Here is a 14316-nt window from a genome sequence, read left to right as displayed (position 1 = left end):
TCGCGTTGTGATGGGTGACCGGCGCCGGGTGCGGGCGTCATCGGGGGCTGCCGCCCCCGGACCCCCGCTTCGGCCTGAACGGCCTCGTCCTCAAACGCCGGACGGGCTGGGAGGAGTGCCCTCGCTACAGAAGTGAAGGCACCTCTGCGGCCGAAACCTCCTTCGCCGCCCGCTCCACCGCGCTCGCCAGCAGGGCCAGGTCCGTCGGGCCGTTGCCCAGTTCGCGGACCGGGCGGCGGGTCGGGGGGTCGCCCATACGGTGCCAGTCGAGGGGGACCACTGTGGGGCGCTGGGTCGCCGTGCGGGGGATACGGCCCGTGACGCGGCCCGTCTGGAACGCCGTGGTCCGGCCGTCCGGGGTGGTCAGGCGGCCGCGGCCCGGTGCCGGTTCGTCGGGGCCGCCGGCCGGGGTGTCCAGGGTGATGCGCAGGGTGGCCTGCCGGGCCGGCTCCGTCTCCGCCGTACGGCCGCCCGTGCCGGCCGCCGCGACCAGGTGCACGCCGAGCCGGTCGCCCTCCTTCGCCACCGCCTCCAGCGCCCGCATCACGGAACCGGCGGCGGGCCGGCCCGTCGAACCGAGGGCGGGGGAGACCAGGGCGTCCAGGTCGTCGACCACGATCACCAGGCGGGGGAGCGGGGGCGGCGCCTCGGTACGCCCGCGGGCCGCGGCGCCGGCCGACGGGCGCAGGCGGAGCGTCGAACTCGGCGGGGCCTCTATGTCGGCGGCGCCCGAGGCGGCGGGGCGGGTGCGCTGCGGGACGATACGGCCGGAGATCTCGTGCCGCGCATGCCAGTCGGTGAAGTCGGAGCGGCCCAGCAACTCGGCCCGCCGCTTCAGCTCGGCGCTCAGCGACTGCGCCAACTCCCGCATCCGCACCGGGTCGTTGGCGGTGAGGTGGGTCGTGACATGGGGTATGTCCGTACAGACCCGCAGGCCCTCGCCGTGCCCGGCGCCGGTGCCGACGCCGTCCCGGCCGTCGATCAGGACGATGCCGAGCCGGTCGGGGCGCTCGGCGGCGGCCAGCGAGGCCACCACCGCCCGCAGCAGCTCCGTACGGCCGCTGCCGGACGGGCCCTCGATCAGCAGATGCGGTCCCTCGGCCACCAGGTCGGCGGTGAGCGGGCCGCGCGGTCCGGCGCCGAGCACCGCCCGGGCCCGGCCGCCCGGCGACTCGGTGTCGTCGGCCGCGTCCGCCCAACGGGCCATCAGCGAGGCCGGAGTGGCCCGCGCCAGCCCCAACTCGTCCAGCAGGCGGGCGGACTGGGGGAGCGGGGCGGCCACGCGCGGGTGCCGGTCACCGGCCGGGCCGTCGGGGCGCAGCGGGGCCAGCGCCCTCGCGAACCGCTCGGCCCAGGCCGGGGAGACCGCGTCCACCGCGGCCAGGGTGCCGGGGCCGACCGGGCCGGCGTGACCGTCATGGCCGCCGTGGCCGGCGGAGACGCGCATGAGGTGCAGTGCCGTCGCCACGTCCCCGCTGAGCAGGGCCACCGCCCCGCACTCCCGGAACGTCGGCGTCACCGCGCACGCCTCCTCGTAGGTCCGGTCGACCGGGGCGGAGGGCGAGGTGGGGGCCGTCTCCGCGAGACAGATCACGTGCACGCCGGCCCGCGGTCCGGCCACGGCCAGCCGGGCCACCGCGTCGCGCAGCGCGGAACCGCCGGGGTCGCCGTCCACGACGACGACCGTGTACGGCCCCGGGAAGCCGCCCCTGCCGTCGTCGGCGGCGCCGAGGTCCTGGCGGGCCCAGGAGGGGCGATGGGTTCCTTCGGGGGGCGGGGCGTCCGCTGTCGTGCGGGACGGTGCGGGAGCCACCGGTGCCGGGCGGTCGGACGGGGTGGCCGGCCTTCGGGGGGCGGACAGCTCCTCGGTCCGCCGCAGCAGTTCCTCCACGCGGGCCGCCGCCTGTTCCCGGTCGTAGGCCAGCAGCAGGCGGCAGTCCTGGGCGTGGCCCGGGCGGACGTGCGGAAGCCAGCCGAGCCAGGACCATTCGGCCGTGCGCTCCTCCAGGGAGCGCGCCCGGTCCGCGCTGATCAGCACGATCTCCAGCAGGTCGGGCGAGTGCAGTGCGGCGAGCTGGGCCAGGACCGCACGGGCGAGGCCGGCCAGGCGGGTGCGCGGGCCGGCCAGGCCGAGGGCGCCGGCCTCGCGCAGGTCGGCGGTGACCGGGACGGCCGGGAGCAGGCCCGAGCCGTCGGGCGCCGGGCGGTCCGCGGTGCCGAGCCGGACGGTGAGCGCCTCCGGGTGGCCGGGGCCGCGCTCCCAGAGGCGGGGGCCGGGGCCGAGCGCGGTCAGCAGCAGGGCGGCGGGGTCGGGCCAGGTCTCCGGCTGGGCGGGAACGTCCGCGGACATGACGCCGCCGTCCTCCGCCGCGGTCTCCTCGCCCGCGGCCGACGGGGGCTCACCGCGGCCACCGGCCAGCCGCCGTGCCCAGGCCCCGAGCCCGCCGCGCCTGCGGGCGCCGGGCAGGGCGGGGGCGTCGGTACCGCGCAGCGGGGTGCCCTTGCGTCTCCCGGGGGCGTCCGCTCGGGTGTCGGGGAGGGGGCCGCCGTCGGCGGGGGTGTCGCCGGCCGGGTGCCCGGCCGGCGGGGTGGCGGCCGGCGGTGACGGGCGGTGCGTGGTGGTGGGGGCGGGAGCGGTGGGGCGGGTGGCGGCGCTTGCGGCACCGCCGCCGGAGCCCGGGCCGCCGAGCGCTCCGGAGCGGCCGGCATGGGTGTCGCCTGAACCGTGCCTGCCAGCGGCGCCGTATGCGGCGCCCGGACCGTACGCGGTGCCCGGTCCGGGGACCGGGGCGGAACCGCCGCGTGGGCCCGGCAGCGTGCCGTGATGTCCGGCCGGCGGGTATCCGTGGCGGTCGCCGTCGTCCCCGCGCCCGGCGGACGGCGGCTCGACCTCGTACCCGGCGGACGACTCGTGCCCGGCGGACGACGGGAACGCGCCCGGGTGCCCGTCGCTCCCGGTCGGCGCTCCGCTGCCTCGCGCGGTCCGTACGGTCCGTGGTGGTCCGTCGCCGCGGCCGGCCGTCGACAGCCCGCCGCCCCGGCTCTCGATCCTCGGCGCGTCCCCCTGCGCCGGCACGACCGGTGGTTCCACCGGGCCGTGCTCCTGGCCGCCGGTCATCCCGCCCGCGGCTCCCCAGCCCGCGGTGCCGTAGGCGTGATGGGTACGGCCGACGGGGGCGGCCGTACCGCCGTCGTCGGCCGCCTCGTCCCCCGTCAGCACCCGCACGCACCCCTCCCCGTCCGGTGCCGTGCCCACCCGGGCCCCCGGCCCCCCGGACGGCGTAAGCCGCAGGGCCGATTCCCCGATGCGCAGGAGCGAGCCGGGGGCGAGGCGGACCGGGTGGTCGGTGACGCGGGTGCCGTCCAGGGCCGTGCCGTTGGTGGAGTGCAGGTCGGCGACCGAGACCCGGCCGTCCGCGGCGACCGTGACCGCGCAGTGCAGCCGGGAGACGTCCGGGTCGTCGAGCGGGACGTCGGCGTCGGCGGAGCGGCCGATGGTGATCTGGCCGCCGTGCAGCAGGTGGACCCCGCCCGCGTCCGGGCCGGCGATCACGTGCAGCTGGGTCGGGGCGTCGTCCAGCTCGGGGTGCGGCTCGGGGGCCGCGGGCGCGCCCAGGGACAGCACCGCGCCGTCGACCAGCGGGGGCTCGCCCAGGACGCGGCGGCGGGGGTCGAGCCGCTCCGTCCCGGCGTAGAGCACGACCGGGGCACCGCTCGGCTCCCGGCCGCCCAGGCTGCCGTCCCCGGTGACCGCCGAGGCGAGCCCCGACGCCACCGCGGCCAGGTCCGTGCCCGAGGGCGCCGTCACCAGCACGTCCCGGCTCACGACCCGGCCCCGCTGCGCGGCAGGGCCCAGCGGGTCTACGACGGTCAGCCGGATCTGCATCGCCGTCAGCGGTCCCTTCTGCGCGGGCGCGGAATTCCCCCCACCGCCACGAGCACGTCGGCCAGTTCTGCTGTCAAACGCATCCTCGCACCTGCCACTGACAACGCGCCCACGTCCCGATGGTAAGTGATCTTGATTGGTCAGCTCTGCCCCTAAAAGTGCCTGACCAATACTGTGCGGGCGATCACTTGAGATCGGTCACGTCCGAGCCCGGCAACCAGCGGACCGAAGCAAGCGTCTTTCCATCGAACGCACGCCGGAACGCCAACGTATGGGGATACGTCGGGAACGCTTCGGGAGCGCTTATCGCCTCCCTACCGGGGAGGGGAAAGCACAGCCGGACGACAGCCCGGTCCCAGGCACCACGGCACTACAGTGGTTCGGACACATGGGTGGAGACATTCAGCAAGCAGCTAGGGAGCGGATGACGTGCGGCCGGTAGGCAGCAAGTACCTCCTGGAGGAGCCGCTGGGACGCGGCGCCACCGGTACCGTCTGGCGTGCCCGCCAGCGGGAGACCGCGGGCGCCGAGGCAGCCGTGCCCGGACAGCCCGGGGAGACCGTCGCGATCAAGGTTCTCAAGGAAGAGCTCGCGAACGACTCCGACATCGTGATGCGCTTCCTGCGGGAGCGCTCCGTCCTGCTCCGGCTCACCCACCCGAACATCGTCCGGGTCCGGGACCTCGTTGTAGAGGGCGATCTCCTTGCTCTCGTCATGGACCTCGTCGACGGCCCCGACCTGCACCGCTACCTGCGGGAGAACGGCCCCCTCACGCCCGTCGCCGCCGCCCTGCTCACCGCCCAGGTCGCCGACGCGCTCGCCGCCAGCCACGCCGACGGCGTCGTGCACCGCGACCTGAAGCCCGCCAACGTGCTGCTCGCCCAGTACAACGGCCAGATGCACCCGATGCTGACCGACTTCGGCATCGCCCGCCTCGCCGACTCCCCGGGCCTGACCCGCACCCACGAGTTCGTCGGCACGCCCGCGTACATCGCTCCGGAGTCCGCCGAGGGCCGCCCGCAGACCTCCGCCGTCGACATCTACGGCGCCGGCATCCTGCTGTACGAGCTGGTCACCGGCCGCCCGCCGTTCTCCGGCGGCAGTGCCCTGGAAGTCCTCCACCAGCACCTCAGCGCCGAGCCCCGCCGCCCCTCGACCGTCCCCGACCCGCTGTGGACGGTCATAGAGCGCTGCCTGCGCAAGAACCCCGCCGAACGCCCCAGCGCCGAGAACCTCGCGCGCGGCCTGCGGGTCGTCGCCGAGGGCGTCGGCGTGCACGCGAACTCCGCGCAGATCGCGGCCGCCGAGGGCGTCGGCGCGCTGCTCGCCCCCGACCCTGCGCCGGCCGCCGTGCCGGGCTCGGCCGACCCGACCCAGGTGCTGCCGAACACGGGCGCGCCGATGGGGGCCTACGACCCGAACGCCGCGACCAGTGTCCTGCCGCACACCGGCGGGCCGGGGCCGTTCGGCGCCGCCGACCCGACCACCGTGCTGCCGAACACCGGCGCGGCCGACCCGACGGCCGTCATGCCGCCGATGCCCCAGGGCCAGCCGGGTCAGCCCGGCCAGCAGCAGCCGGAGCAGCCGCACCCCTGGCAGACCCAGCTCCGCGCGGCCCGCGACCGCAACGAGCAGACCCAGGTCCAGTACCTCGACCCGGGCGAGGACCCGCTGCGCCGCCGCCCGCAGCGGCAGGTGGCCCGCCCGCAGCAGCCGCCGCCGCGCCAGGCCCCGCAGCAGCAGCCGGTACGCCGGCCGCAGCCGCACGGGCAGGGCGGACCGGGCGGACAAGGCGGCCAGGGTGGGTACGGGCAGCAGCAGCCCGCCGGGTACGGCGGCGGTCGGCCGCAGCAGCAGTACGCCCCGCCGCAGCCCCAGCAGCCCCAGCAGCGCTACGCGCCGCCCGCCGAGCCGCAGCAGCGGGCCCCGCGCGAGCCGCGGCAGCGCAGCGCCAACCCGATGCGGATCCCCGGGCTCGGCTGCCTCAAGGGCTGCCTGTTCCTGGTCGTCATCCTGTTCGTCGCGGGCTGGCTGATCTGGGACCTGACCCCGGTGCACACCTGGGTGGGGGAGGGCAAGGGCTACTGGCACCAGCTGAAGGACTGGGCGACCTCGGTCAGCAACTTCATCGGCGACCTGGGCAGCAGCTCCGGGAACTGACCGCGACTCTGGGGATTTGTCGACACCTGGCGGGTGATTTCCGCCTCCGTGGTGAAGGTTGGCTCATCGGACGCGTACTTTTGTCGGCAACACGCGTCTGTAGGAGCAGTCTTGGCACGGAAGATCGGCAGCCGGTACACCGCCAACCAGATCCTGGGGCGGGGCAGCGCCGGCACGGTGTGGCTGGGCGAGGGGCCGGAGGGGCCCGTCGCCATCAAGCTGCTGCGCGAGGATCTCGCGTCCGACGAGGAGCTGGTGGGCCGCTTCGTGCAGGAGCGCACGGCCCTGCTGGGCCTTGAGCACCCCCATGTGGTGTCCGTCCGTGACCTCGTCGTCGACGGCAACGACCTCGCCCTCGTCATGGATCTGGTCCGCGGCACGGATCTGCGCACCCGCCTGGACCGGGAGCGGCGGCTCGCGCCCGAGGCGGCCGTCGCGATCGTCGCGGACGTCGCGGACGGGCTGGCGGCGGCGCACGCGGCGGGGGTCGTCCACCGGGACGTGAAACCGGAGAACGTCCTCCTCGACATGCAGGGCCCGCTGGGGCCGGGCGGCTCCCACCCCGCCCTGCTGACCGACTTCGGCGTCGCGAAGCTGATCGACTCCCCGAAGCGGACCCGCGCCACGAAGATCATCGGTACGCCGGACTACCTGGCCCCGGAGATCGTCGAGGGCCTGCCGCCCCGCGCGTCGGTGGACATCTACGCGCTCGCGACGGTCCTGTACGAGCTCCTCGCGGGCTTCACCCCGTTCGGCGGCGGCCACCCGGGCGCGGTCCTGCGCCGCCACGTCACCGAGACCGTCGTCCCGCTCCCCGGCATCCCCGAGGAGCTCTGGCAGCTGCTCGTGCAGTGCCTGGCGAAGGCGCCGGCGTCCCGGCTGCGGGCGTCCGAGCTGGCCGCGCGGCTGCGGGAGCAGCTGCCGATGCTGGCGGGGATGCCGCCGCTGGACGTCGACGAGCCGGACACGGAGGCGCCGGAGGAGGCCGAGGAGCCGTCCGCGGCCGCGCCGGCCGCCGAGGAGCAGCGGGTACGGCGCCGGGGGGCCGTCTCCCTGGTGCCGGGCGCGAAGCCGGACTCCAACCGGGACACGCACACGTCGATGAGGGTGCCGGGCCCCGACGAGCTGGCGGGCGGCGCCCGGGGTACGGCGCGGGCGCCGAGGGCGTCGGGGGCGCCGAGACCGGGGTCGGCGCGGCATCGGGTGGCGGCGCGGCGACGCAAGGTGACGTTCGCGGTGGCGGGGGTGGTGGTGGCCGCGGCGGTGGGGGTCGGCGCATGGCTGGCGACGTCGGGCGACGACTCGGCTCCGCCGCAGGAGACCCACAGCTCGTCGGCACCGTGACCTGCCGGCGGCTCGGCCGGGTTCCTCCCACCCGCGCACCCGCCCACCGGACTCGGTAGGCAACGGGATCGCCGCCACGGGGCTCCGCCCCGGACCCCGAAGGGAAGCAAGGGAAGCGGGGCCTGATCTCGATGGGGCGTGAGGGGAAGCGGGTTCCCGGCCCCTGCCCCCGTGATGCCGCCTCGTTCCTGCGCCCGCCCCTCCCCCTGCCGAGTCGGGTGGGTGGGTGGGCGATGCCCGTCGGCCATCCTCGCTTGGCGGAGCCGTTACGCTGGAGGCGTGGCAGTCGTCGATGTATCCGAAGAGCTCAAGTCCCTCTCCTCGACCATGGAGTCGATCGAGGCCGTTCTGGACCTCGACAAGCTGAGGGCAGACATCGCCGTGCTCGAGGAGCAGGCGGCCGCGCCGTCCCTGTGGGACAACCCGGACGAGGCGCAGAAGATCACCAGCAAGCTGAGCCACCTCCAGGCCGAGGTCAGGAAGGCCGACACGCTGCGCGGCCGGATCGACGACCTTGCCGTGCTCTTCGAGATGGCCGAGGAGGAGGACGACCCGGACACCCGTGCCGAGGCCGAGTCCGAGCTCGCCGCCGTCAAGAAGGCGCTGGACGAGATGGAGGTCCGGACGCTGCTGAGCGGTGAGTACGACGCCCGCGAGGCGCTCGTGAACATCCGCGCGGAGGCCGGCGGCGTCGACGCCGCGGACTTCGCCGAGAAGCTCCAGCGGATGTACCTGCGCTGGGCGGAGCAGAAGGGTTACAAGACCGAGGTCTACGAGACGTCGTACGCCGAAGAGGCCGGCATCAAGTCGACCACCTTCGCCGTGCAGGTGCCGTACGCCTACGGGACGCTCTCCGTGGAGCAGGGCACGCACCGCCTCGTGCGGATCTCGCCGTACGACAACCAGGGGCGCCGCCAGACCTCCTTCGCCGGTGTCGAGGTGCTCCCCGTGGTTGAGCAGACCGATCACATCGAGATCGACGAGTCCGAGCTCCGGGTGGACGTGTACCGGTCCTCCGGGCCCGGCGGCCAGGGCGTGAACACCACCGACTCCGCGGTGCGCCTCACCCACCTCCCCACCGGCATCGTCGTCTCCTGCCAGAACGAGCGGTCGCAGATCCAGAACAAGGCGACCGCGATGAACGTCCTCCAGGCCAAGCTCCTCGAGCGGCGCCGCCAGGAGGAGCAGGCCAAGATGGACGCCCTCAAGGGCGACGGCGGCAACTCCTGGGGCAACCAGATGCGGTCGTACGTCCTGCACCCGTACCAGATGGTCAAGGACCTGCGGACCGAGTACGAAGTGGGTAACCCCGAGGCCGTGTTCAACGGCGAGATCGACGGGTTCCTGGAGGCCGGTATTCGCTGGCGCAAGCAGCAGGAGAAGTAACTTTGTCGACTTGCCCGCGGTGAGTCGACGCATCTGGAACTGCCGCCCTCGTGGCGGCAGTTCTCGTATGTCTGGGTTTTACATCACACTCACAGGCTCCAACTCCCCGCATTCGGCGCGCAACTGGACATCGCGCCCGCAACGGCCTTGACGTTGCTTTGAAAAATGGGAAGGGTGAAGCGTGGCATGCGTATCTCTGGGGCGCATGTGAACCGGGGGGCTTGCGCATCCGTAGCCTTCCCCGTCGATCACGGCCCCAGCGCCGCCATCCTGACGTTCAGCTACTGGGGGTAGCAACCAGATGACCAAGAAGACGCGGATCCGGGTCGCGCGGATAGCCGCCGGTGCCGTGATCGCCGCCGGCGCCTCGCTGACCGCGGCCGGCGCGGCCTCCGCCCTCTCCATCGGCGTCGAAGCCGACGAGACCGGCGTGCACGTGAACGCCGACCTCGACGGCAGCCAGACGCCCGACCCGGGCAGCAGTAACACCGGGATCCCGACCGACCCGGCCAGCAGCGAGCCGCCGTCCAGCCCGCCGGCGAGCAGCTCGCAGCCGTCCGAGTCGAGCACGCCCTCGGACGAGCCCACCCAGCCCACCCAGGAGCCCACCGAGCCCACGGACGAGCCGACCACCGACTCCCCGTCGGACGGCAGCACCAGCGGCAGCGGCAGCACCGGTGGCAACAACACCGGCACCGACGGCAACTCCGGCACCTCCGCGCAGGAGGAGGGCACCTCCTCCCTCACCGACACCGGCTCGTCGAACACCCAGGCCCAGGGCGGCGGCGACCAGCTCGCCGAGACCGGTGCCGCGCAGACGACCTTCCTCATCATCGGTGCCGCCACGATGATCGCCGGCGGTATCGGCTTCCGCATCCTGCCGCGCCTCATGGGCGGCCGCGGCGGCGCTGCCGCCTGACGGTAGCCGGTCGCTCACGGAGCGTATGTGCAACGCACGGCGAAGGGCCCGGAGCAGCTGCTCCGGGCCCTTGCGTTGCTTGTGTGAGCTTCGTTACGCGGTCTGGTGCGCCGCCAGCAGCGCCACCGTGGCGATCAGCACCGCGAGCAGCCCGATCAGCGCCATCGGGTTCAGACCGCCGAGGAAATTCTCCTGCTGAAGACGCTCGCGGTTGGCACGGCACACAGGGCACCGGCCCTCGCTCACGGGCGCCGCGCAGTTCGCGCACACCAACCGGTCGTACGTCATGCGCTCGCCCTCCTTGCACCGGCCATCGTCTACACAACGCTCCGCGGAACGAGAACGTTCCCCTCCCACTGTGCCAGGTTCCCCCGGAAAGAGCGCGGCCGTCCGTAGACCTCGCCCCGGTACTCCCGGGTGCTCCGGAGAGACTGCCCCGGAACAAAAGCGCACAAGCCTCACCCAACCGTGACCGGCGCCTGCGCTTCCTCACCCGACTCGCGTATGGTCACGCTCATCTACCCCCGGCGACCCGTGGTGCATCCGTGATCCGATTCGACAATGTCTCCAAGGTCTACCCCAAGCAGACCCACCCCGCACTCAGGGATGTCTCCCTGGAAGTGGAGAAGGGTGAGTTCGTCTTCCTGGTGGGATCCTCCGGCTCCGGAAAGTCCACTTTCCTGCGGCTGATCCTCCGCGAGGAGCGGTGCAGCCACGGCCAGGTGCACGTCCTCGGCAAGGACCTCGCCCGTCTCTCCAACTGGAAGGTGCCGCAGATGCGCCGCCAGCTCGGGACGGTCTTCCAGGACTTCCGCCTGCTGCCCAACAAGACGGTCGCCGAGAACGTGGCCTTCGCCCAGGAGGTCATCGGCAAGTCCAAGGGCGAGATCCGCAAGTCCGTGCCGCAGGTGCTCGACCTCGTCGGGCTCGGCGGCAAGGAGGACCGCAGGCCCGGTGAGCTCTCCGGTGGTGAGCAGCAGCGGGTGGCCATCGCGCGCGCCTTCGTGAACCGGCCCAAGCTGCTGATCGCGGACGAGCCCACGGGCAACCTCGACCCGCAGACCTCGGTCGGCATCATGAAGCTGCTGGACCGCATCAACCGCACCGGCACCACCGTGGTGATGGCCACCCACGACCAGAACATCGTGGACCAGATGCGCAAGCGCGTCATCGAGCTGGAGAAGGGCCGCCTCGTCCGGGACCAGGCCCGAGGCGTCTACGGCTACCAGCACTGACCGCGACCGTCCACGGAAAGGCATAACCCGACGCCATGCGCGCCTCGTTCGTAATGTCGGAGATCGGAGTCGGTCTCCGCCGCAATCTGACGATGACCTTCGCGGTCGTCGTCTCGGTCGCCCTGTCCCTGGCGCTCTTCGGTGGCTCGCTCCTGATGAGCGACCAGGTCAACACCATGAAGGGCTACTGGTACGACAAGGTCAACGTCTCGATCTTCCTCTGCAACAAGAGCGACGCCGAGTCGGACCCCAACTGCGCCAAGGGCGCGGTGACCGACGACCAGAAGAAGCAGATCCAGGCCGACCTGGGCAAGATGTCGGTGGTCGAGAAGGTCACCTACGAGTCGCAGGACGAGGCCTACAAGCACTACAAGCAGCAGTTCGGCGACTCGCCGCTGGCCGACTCCCTCACGCCGGACCAGATGCAGGAGTCGTACCGGATCAAGCTCAAGGACCCGGAGAAGTACCAGGTCGTCGCGACGGCCTTCGACGGCCGTGACGGGGTCCAGTCGGTCCAGGACCAGAAGGGCATCCTCGACAACCTCTTCGGCCTGCTCAACGGCATGAACTGGGCTGCCCGCATGGTCATGGCCCTGATGCTGGTGGTCGCCCTGATGCTGATCGTCAACACGGTGCGCGTCTCCGCGTTCAGCCGTCGGCGGGAGACCGGCATCATGCGCCTGGTCGGCGCCTCCGGCTTCTACATCCAGGCCCCGTTCATCGCGGAGGCCGCCGTCGCCGGCCTGATCGGCGGCACGGTCGCCTGCGGATTCCTGGTGATCGCCCGGTACTTCATCATCGATCACGGCCTGGACCTGTCCCACAAGCTGAACTTGATCAATTTCATCGGCTGGGACGCGGTGCTGACCAAGCTCCCGCTCATCCTCGCAACGAGCCTCCTGATGCCCGCGCTTGCCGCGTTCTTCGCGCTGCGCAAGTACCTGAAGGTGTGACGCACGCCAAGAGGGCCGTACGGGCAACAGCCCGTACGGCCCTCTTGCCTTGTCCTAGACTCACCGGCATGTCAGGCCGAGAGCTGTTCTGTCAGCCCCGCCGGGTTCGCCGGGGGGCGGCTCTGACGTTGGTGTTCGCAGGGCTGTTGGTGACCGGGGCGGCCACCGGGGCGTTCCCCGACCCCGGGCAGTCCGACCGGAAGACGCCCGCCGGAGCCGCTCGTGCGGCCGCCGGGCACGAGGATGTCGCGAAGGCCGCCGCCGAGGCCATGGCCGACGGCAAGTCCCCCATGGAGGCGGCGGAGCGGGCCGTCAGCCGCAGCGGGGACCGGTGGGCCGCGGTCTACTCCGAGGGCGAGTACCAGGAGTTCGAGGAAGCGCTCGACGGCCAGTACACGGGCGTGGGGTTGTGGGCCCGGCGGGCGGCGGACGGGCGGATCGACGTGACCAAGGTGCAGGCCGGCTCGCCCGCGGCCGAGGCCGGGATCAGGAAGGGCGACCGGCTGCGCAGCGTGGACGGGGAGGACGTCGACGGGCGGCCCGTCACCGACGTCGTCTCATTACTGCGCGGTGACGCCACCGACGCCCGCGCCGGTACGACCGTCACCCTCGGCCTCCAGCGCGGCACGCGCGCGTGGGACGAGACCCTGCACCGGGCACTGCTGTCGACGGACTCGGTGACCGTCCGCAAACTGACCGACGGCATCACCGTCATCAGGATCTCCGCTTTCACCAAGGGCTCCGGGGAGCTCGTGCGCACCGCCGTACGGCAGGCCCCGGCCGACGCCGGCATCGTCCTCGACCTGCGCGGCAACTCCGGCGGGCTGGTCAGCGAGGCGGTCACCGCCGCCTCCGCCTTCCTCGACGGCGGCCTGGTCGCCACCTATGACGTCGACGGCGTCCAGCGCTCCCTGCACGCCGAGCCCGGCGGCGACACCGTGAGACCCCTGGTCGCGCTCGTCGACGGCGGCACGATGAGCGCGGCCGAGATGCTCACCGGCGCCCTCCAGGACCGCGGCCGCGCGGTCGTCCTCGGCTCCCGCACCTTCGGCAAGGGCTCCATCCAGATGCCGACCCGCCTCCCCGACGGCTCGGTCGCCGAGCTCACCGTAGGCCACTACCGCACCCCCTCCGGCCACACCGTCGACGGCCGGGGCATCACTCCCGACCTGGAGGTGTCCGCCGGGGCGCTGGAGCGGGCGGAGACGGTGCTGAGCGGCCTCGGGGACCCTTCGTAGGAAGCGTCACGGGAAGCCCTTTAACCGCTTCCCCCGCACCCCGTCCGTAGTGCGAAAATGGAGAGCACTATGGCCAAGGGAATGTACGTACCGAAAGAGTCCCAGCAGAAGCAGCAGGGGACGGCCGCCAAAGCCAGGGACGGCGAGAAGGGCGGCAAGCGCAAGATCGTCGCGCAGAACAAGAAGGCGCGGCACGACTACGCGATCATCGACACCTACGAGGCCGGCATCGTCCTGTCCGGCACCGAGGTGAAGTCGCTGCGGCAGGGCCGCACCTCGCTGACCGACGGCTTCGTGCAGATCGACGGGAACGAGGCGTGGCTGCACAACGCCCACATTCCCGAGTACAGCCAGGGCACCTGGACCAACCACTCGGTGCGCCGCAAGCGCAAGCTGCTGCTGCACCGGGAGGAGATCGACAAGCTGGAGGTCAAGTCCCAGGAGACCGGTCACACGATCGTGCCGCTCGCCATCTACTTCAAGGACGGCCGCGCCAAGGCGGAGATCGCGCTCGCCCGGGGCAAGAAGGAGTACGACAAGCGGCAGACCCTGCGCGAGCAGCAGGACCGCCGGGAGGCGGGGCGCGCCATCGCGGCCGCGAAGCGTCGGCAGCGCGACGCGTAGGCCACGGGAATGTAGTGGCACCGGCGTGCGTTGGTCACGTACGATGGCACCAACACCGGGGGAAGCCGGTGTGCAGATTGAAAAATCAACATGGGGATGATCGGTTTCGACAGCGGATGTCGAGGCAGGGGAAGCGTGTCGAGAAAGCGGCCATGATCTCGTAAACCACAGGCCGAAAAAAATAATCGCCACTTCCAAGCGCGATTCCTCCCAGCAGGCCTTCGCCCTCGCTGCCTGATCTCAGGTAGCGACAGCGAGCCTCCTATACGGGAGTGTCAGCCCGGGGCTGTTCCCGACCCGGATCCTGGCATCAGCTAGGGGACTAAACCTTGATCCCGGTCACGGGGTGAAGAGGGAAATCTAACAGTGACTGGGCCCGTCGGCGACTTGTTCGCGTGATTGCCGGGGCCGAGAAAAGCACAGCGAACTGCACACGGAGAAGCCCTGGTTCCGCACCGTTGGACGCGGGTTCGATTCCCGCCATCTCCACAGTCTCCATGTTGCGAGGGCCCGGTGGTCACAGACCACCGGGCCCTCGTCGTGTGTGCGGGGTCACGGCGCGCTCTTGTGA

At 72.5% G+C, this 14316-nt stretch carries 10 protein-coding genes and 1 other RNA gene; 9 read left to right on the top strand and 2 right to left on the bottom strand.

Features of this window, described 5'->3' with window-relative positions:
- Positions 1-124: 124 nt before the first annotated feature.
- Positions 125-3886 (bottom strand): FHA domain-containing protein, encoded by a 3762-nt coding sequence (locus tag ACWGKQ_RS30695; protein WP_453295254.1) that lies wholly within the window; start codon positions 3884-3886, stop codon positions 125-127.
- Between the two features lie 429 nt (positions 3887-4315).
- On the opposite strand from ACWGKQ_RS30695, the gene ACWGKQ_RS30690 reads away from it, so the two are divergent.
- The 4 genes from ACWGKQ_RS30690 to ACWGKQ_RS30675 all read left to right on the top strand — a co-directional run bounded on the left by ACWGKQ_RS30690 (position 4316) and on the right by ACWGKQ_RS30675 (position 9695).
- The gene (locus tag ACWGKQ_RS30690) at positions 4316-6046 is read left to right on the top strand and encodes a serine/threonine-protein kinase (protein ID WP_453295253.1); all 1731 of its coding nucleotides are present in this window, start codon (positions 4316-4318) and stop codon (positions 6044-6046) included.
- A gap of 111 nt (positions 6047-6157) precedes the next feature.
- Positions 6158-7390, top strand: coding sequence for a serine/threonine-protein kinase (locus ACWGKQ_RS30685; RefSeq protein WP_453295252.1), 1233 nt, complete (start codon positions 6158-6160; stop codon positions 7388-7390).
- A gap of 279 nt (positions 7391-7669) precedes the next feature.
- A complete protein-coding gene (prfB, locus tag ACWGKQ_RS30680) occupies positions 7670-8776 on the top strand; it encodes a peptide chain release factor 2 (protein WP_453295251.1) in 1107 nt (368 codons plus the stop codon).
- A gap of 301 nt (positions 8777-9077) precedes the next feature.
- Positions 9078-9695, top strand: a complete 618-nt coding sequence (locus ACWGKQ_RS30675) for a hypothetical protein (RefSeq protein ID WP_453295250.1) — start codon at positions 9078-9080, stop codon at positions 9693-9695.
- A gap of 93 nt (positions 9696-9788) precedes the next feature.
- On the opposite strand, the gene ACWGKQ_RS30670 is transcribed toward ACWGKQ_RS30675, so the two are convergent.
- Entirely contained in the window at positions 9789-9983 is a 195-nt protein-coding gene (locus ACWGKQ_RS30670) for a hypothetical protein (protein ID WP_453295249.1), read from the bottom strand.
- 257 nt (positions 9984-10240) lie between these two features.
- Between ACWGKQ_RS30670 and ftsE the strand changes: the two genes are divergently transcribed.
- The 5 genes from ftsE (at position 10241) to ssrA (ending at position 14237) form a co-directional block, all read left to right on the top strand.
- Positions 10241-10930, top strand: coding sequence for a cell division ATP-binding protein FtsE (gene ftsE / locus ACWGKQ_RS30665; RefSeq protein WP_059203505.1), 690 nt, complete (start codon positions 10241-10243; stop codon positions 10928-10930).
- A gap of 35 nt (positions 10931-10965) precedes the next feature.
- The gene (gene ftsX, locus ACWGKQ_RS30660) at positions 10966-11883 is read left to right on the top strand and encodes a permease-like cell division protein FtsX (RefSeq protein ID WP_217545364.1); all 918 of its coding nucleotides are present in this window, start codon (positions 10966-10968) and stop codon (positions 11881-11883) included.
- Positions 11884-11951: 68 nt separating this feature from the next.
- Complete coding sequence (locus tag ACWGKQ_RS30655) at positions 11952-13121, top strand: S41 family peptidase (protein WP_453295248.1); 1170 nt, start codon at positions 11952-11954, stop codon at positions 13119-13121.
- An 81-nt stretch (positions 13122-13202) separates the two neighbouring features.
- Positions 13203-13745, top strand: a complete 543-nt coding sequence (gene smpB / locus ACWGKQ_RS30650; protein WP_453295273.1) for an SsrA-binding protein SmpB — start codon at positions 13203-13205, stop codon at positions 13743-13745.
- Positions 13746-13837: 92 nt separating this feature from the next.
- Positions 13838-14237, top strand: a transfer-messenger RNA (tmRNA) gene (ssrA, locus tag ACWGKQ_RS30645).
- Positions 14238-14316 lie beyond the last annotated feature (79 nt).

The organism is Streptomyces sp. NPDC054770 (assembly GCF_053611985.1).
This window is presented reverse-complemented; position numbering and strand designations above follow the sequence as displayed.

Excerpts from the sequence above, each read along its gene's own strand:
- ACWGKQ_RS30695 (WP_453295254.1), bottom strand. The coding sequence starts at position 3,886 with ATGCAGATCCGGCTGACCGTCGTAGACCCGCTGGGCCCTGCCGCGCAG.
- ACWGKQ_RS30675 (WP_453295250.1), top strand. The coding sequence starts at position 9,078 with ATGACCAAGAAGACGCGGATCCGGGTCGCGCGGATAGCCGCCGGTGCC.
- ACWGKQ_RS30670 (WP_453295249.1), bottom strand. The coding sequence starts at position 9,983 with ATGACGTACGACCGGTTGGTGTGCGCGAACTGCGCGGCGCCCGTGAGC.
- ftsX (WP_217545364.1), top strand. The coding sequence starts at position 10,966 with ATGCGCGCCTCGTTCGTAATGTCGGAGATCGGAGTCGGTCTCCGCCGC.
- ACWGKQ_RS30655 (WP_453295248.1), top strand. The coding sequence starts at position 11,952 with ATGTCAGGCCGAGAGCTGTTCTGTCAGCCCCGCCGGGTTCGCCGGGGG.
- smpB (WP_453295273.1), top strand. The coding sequence starts at position 13,203 with ATGTACGTACCGAAAGAGTCCCAGCAGAAGCAGCAGGGGACGGCCGCC.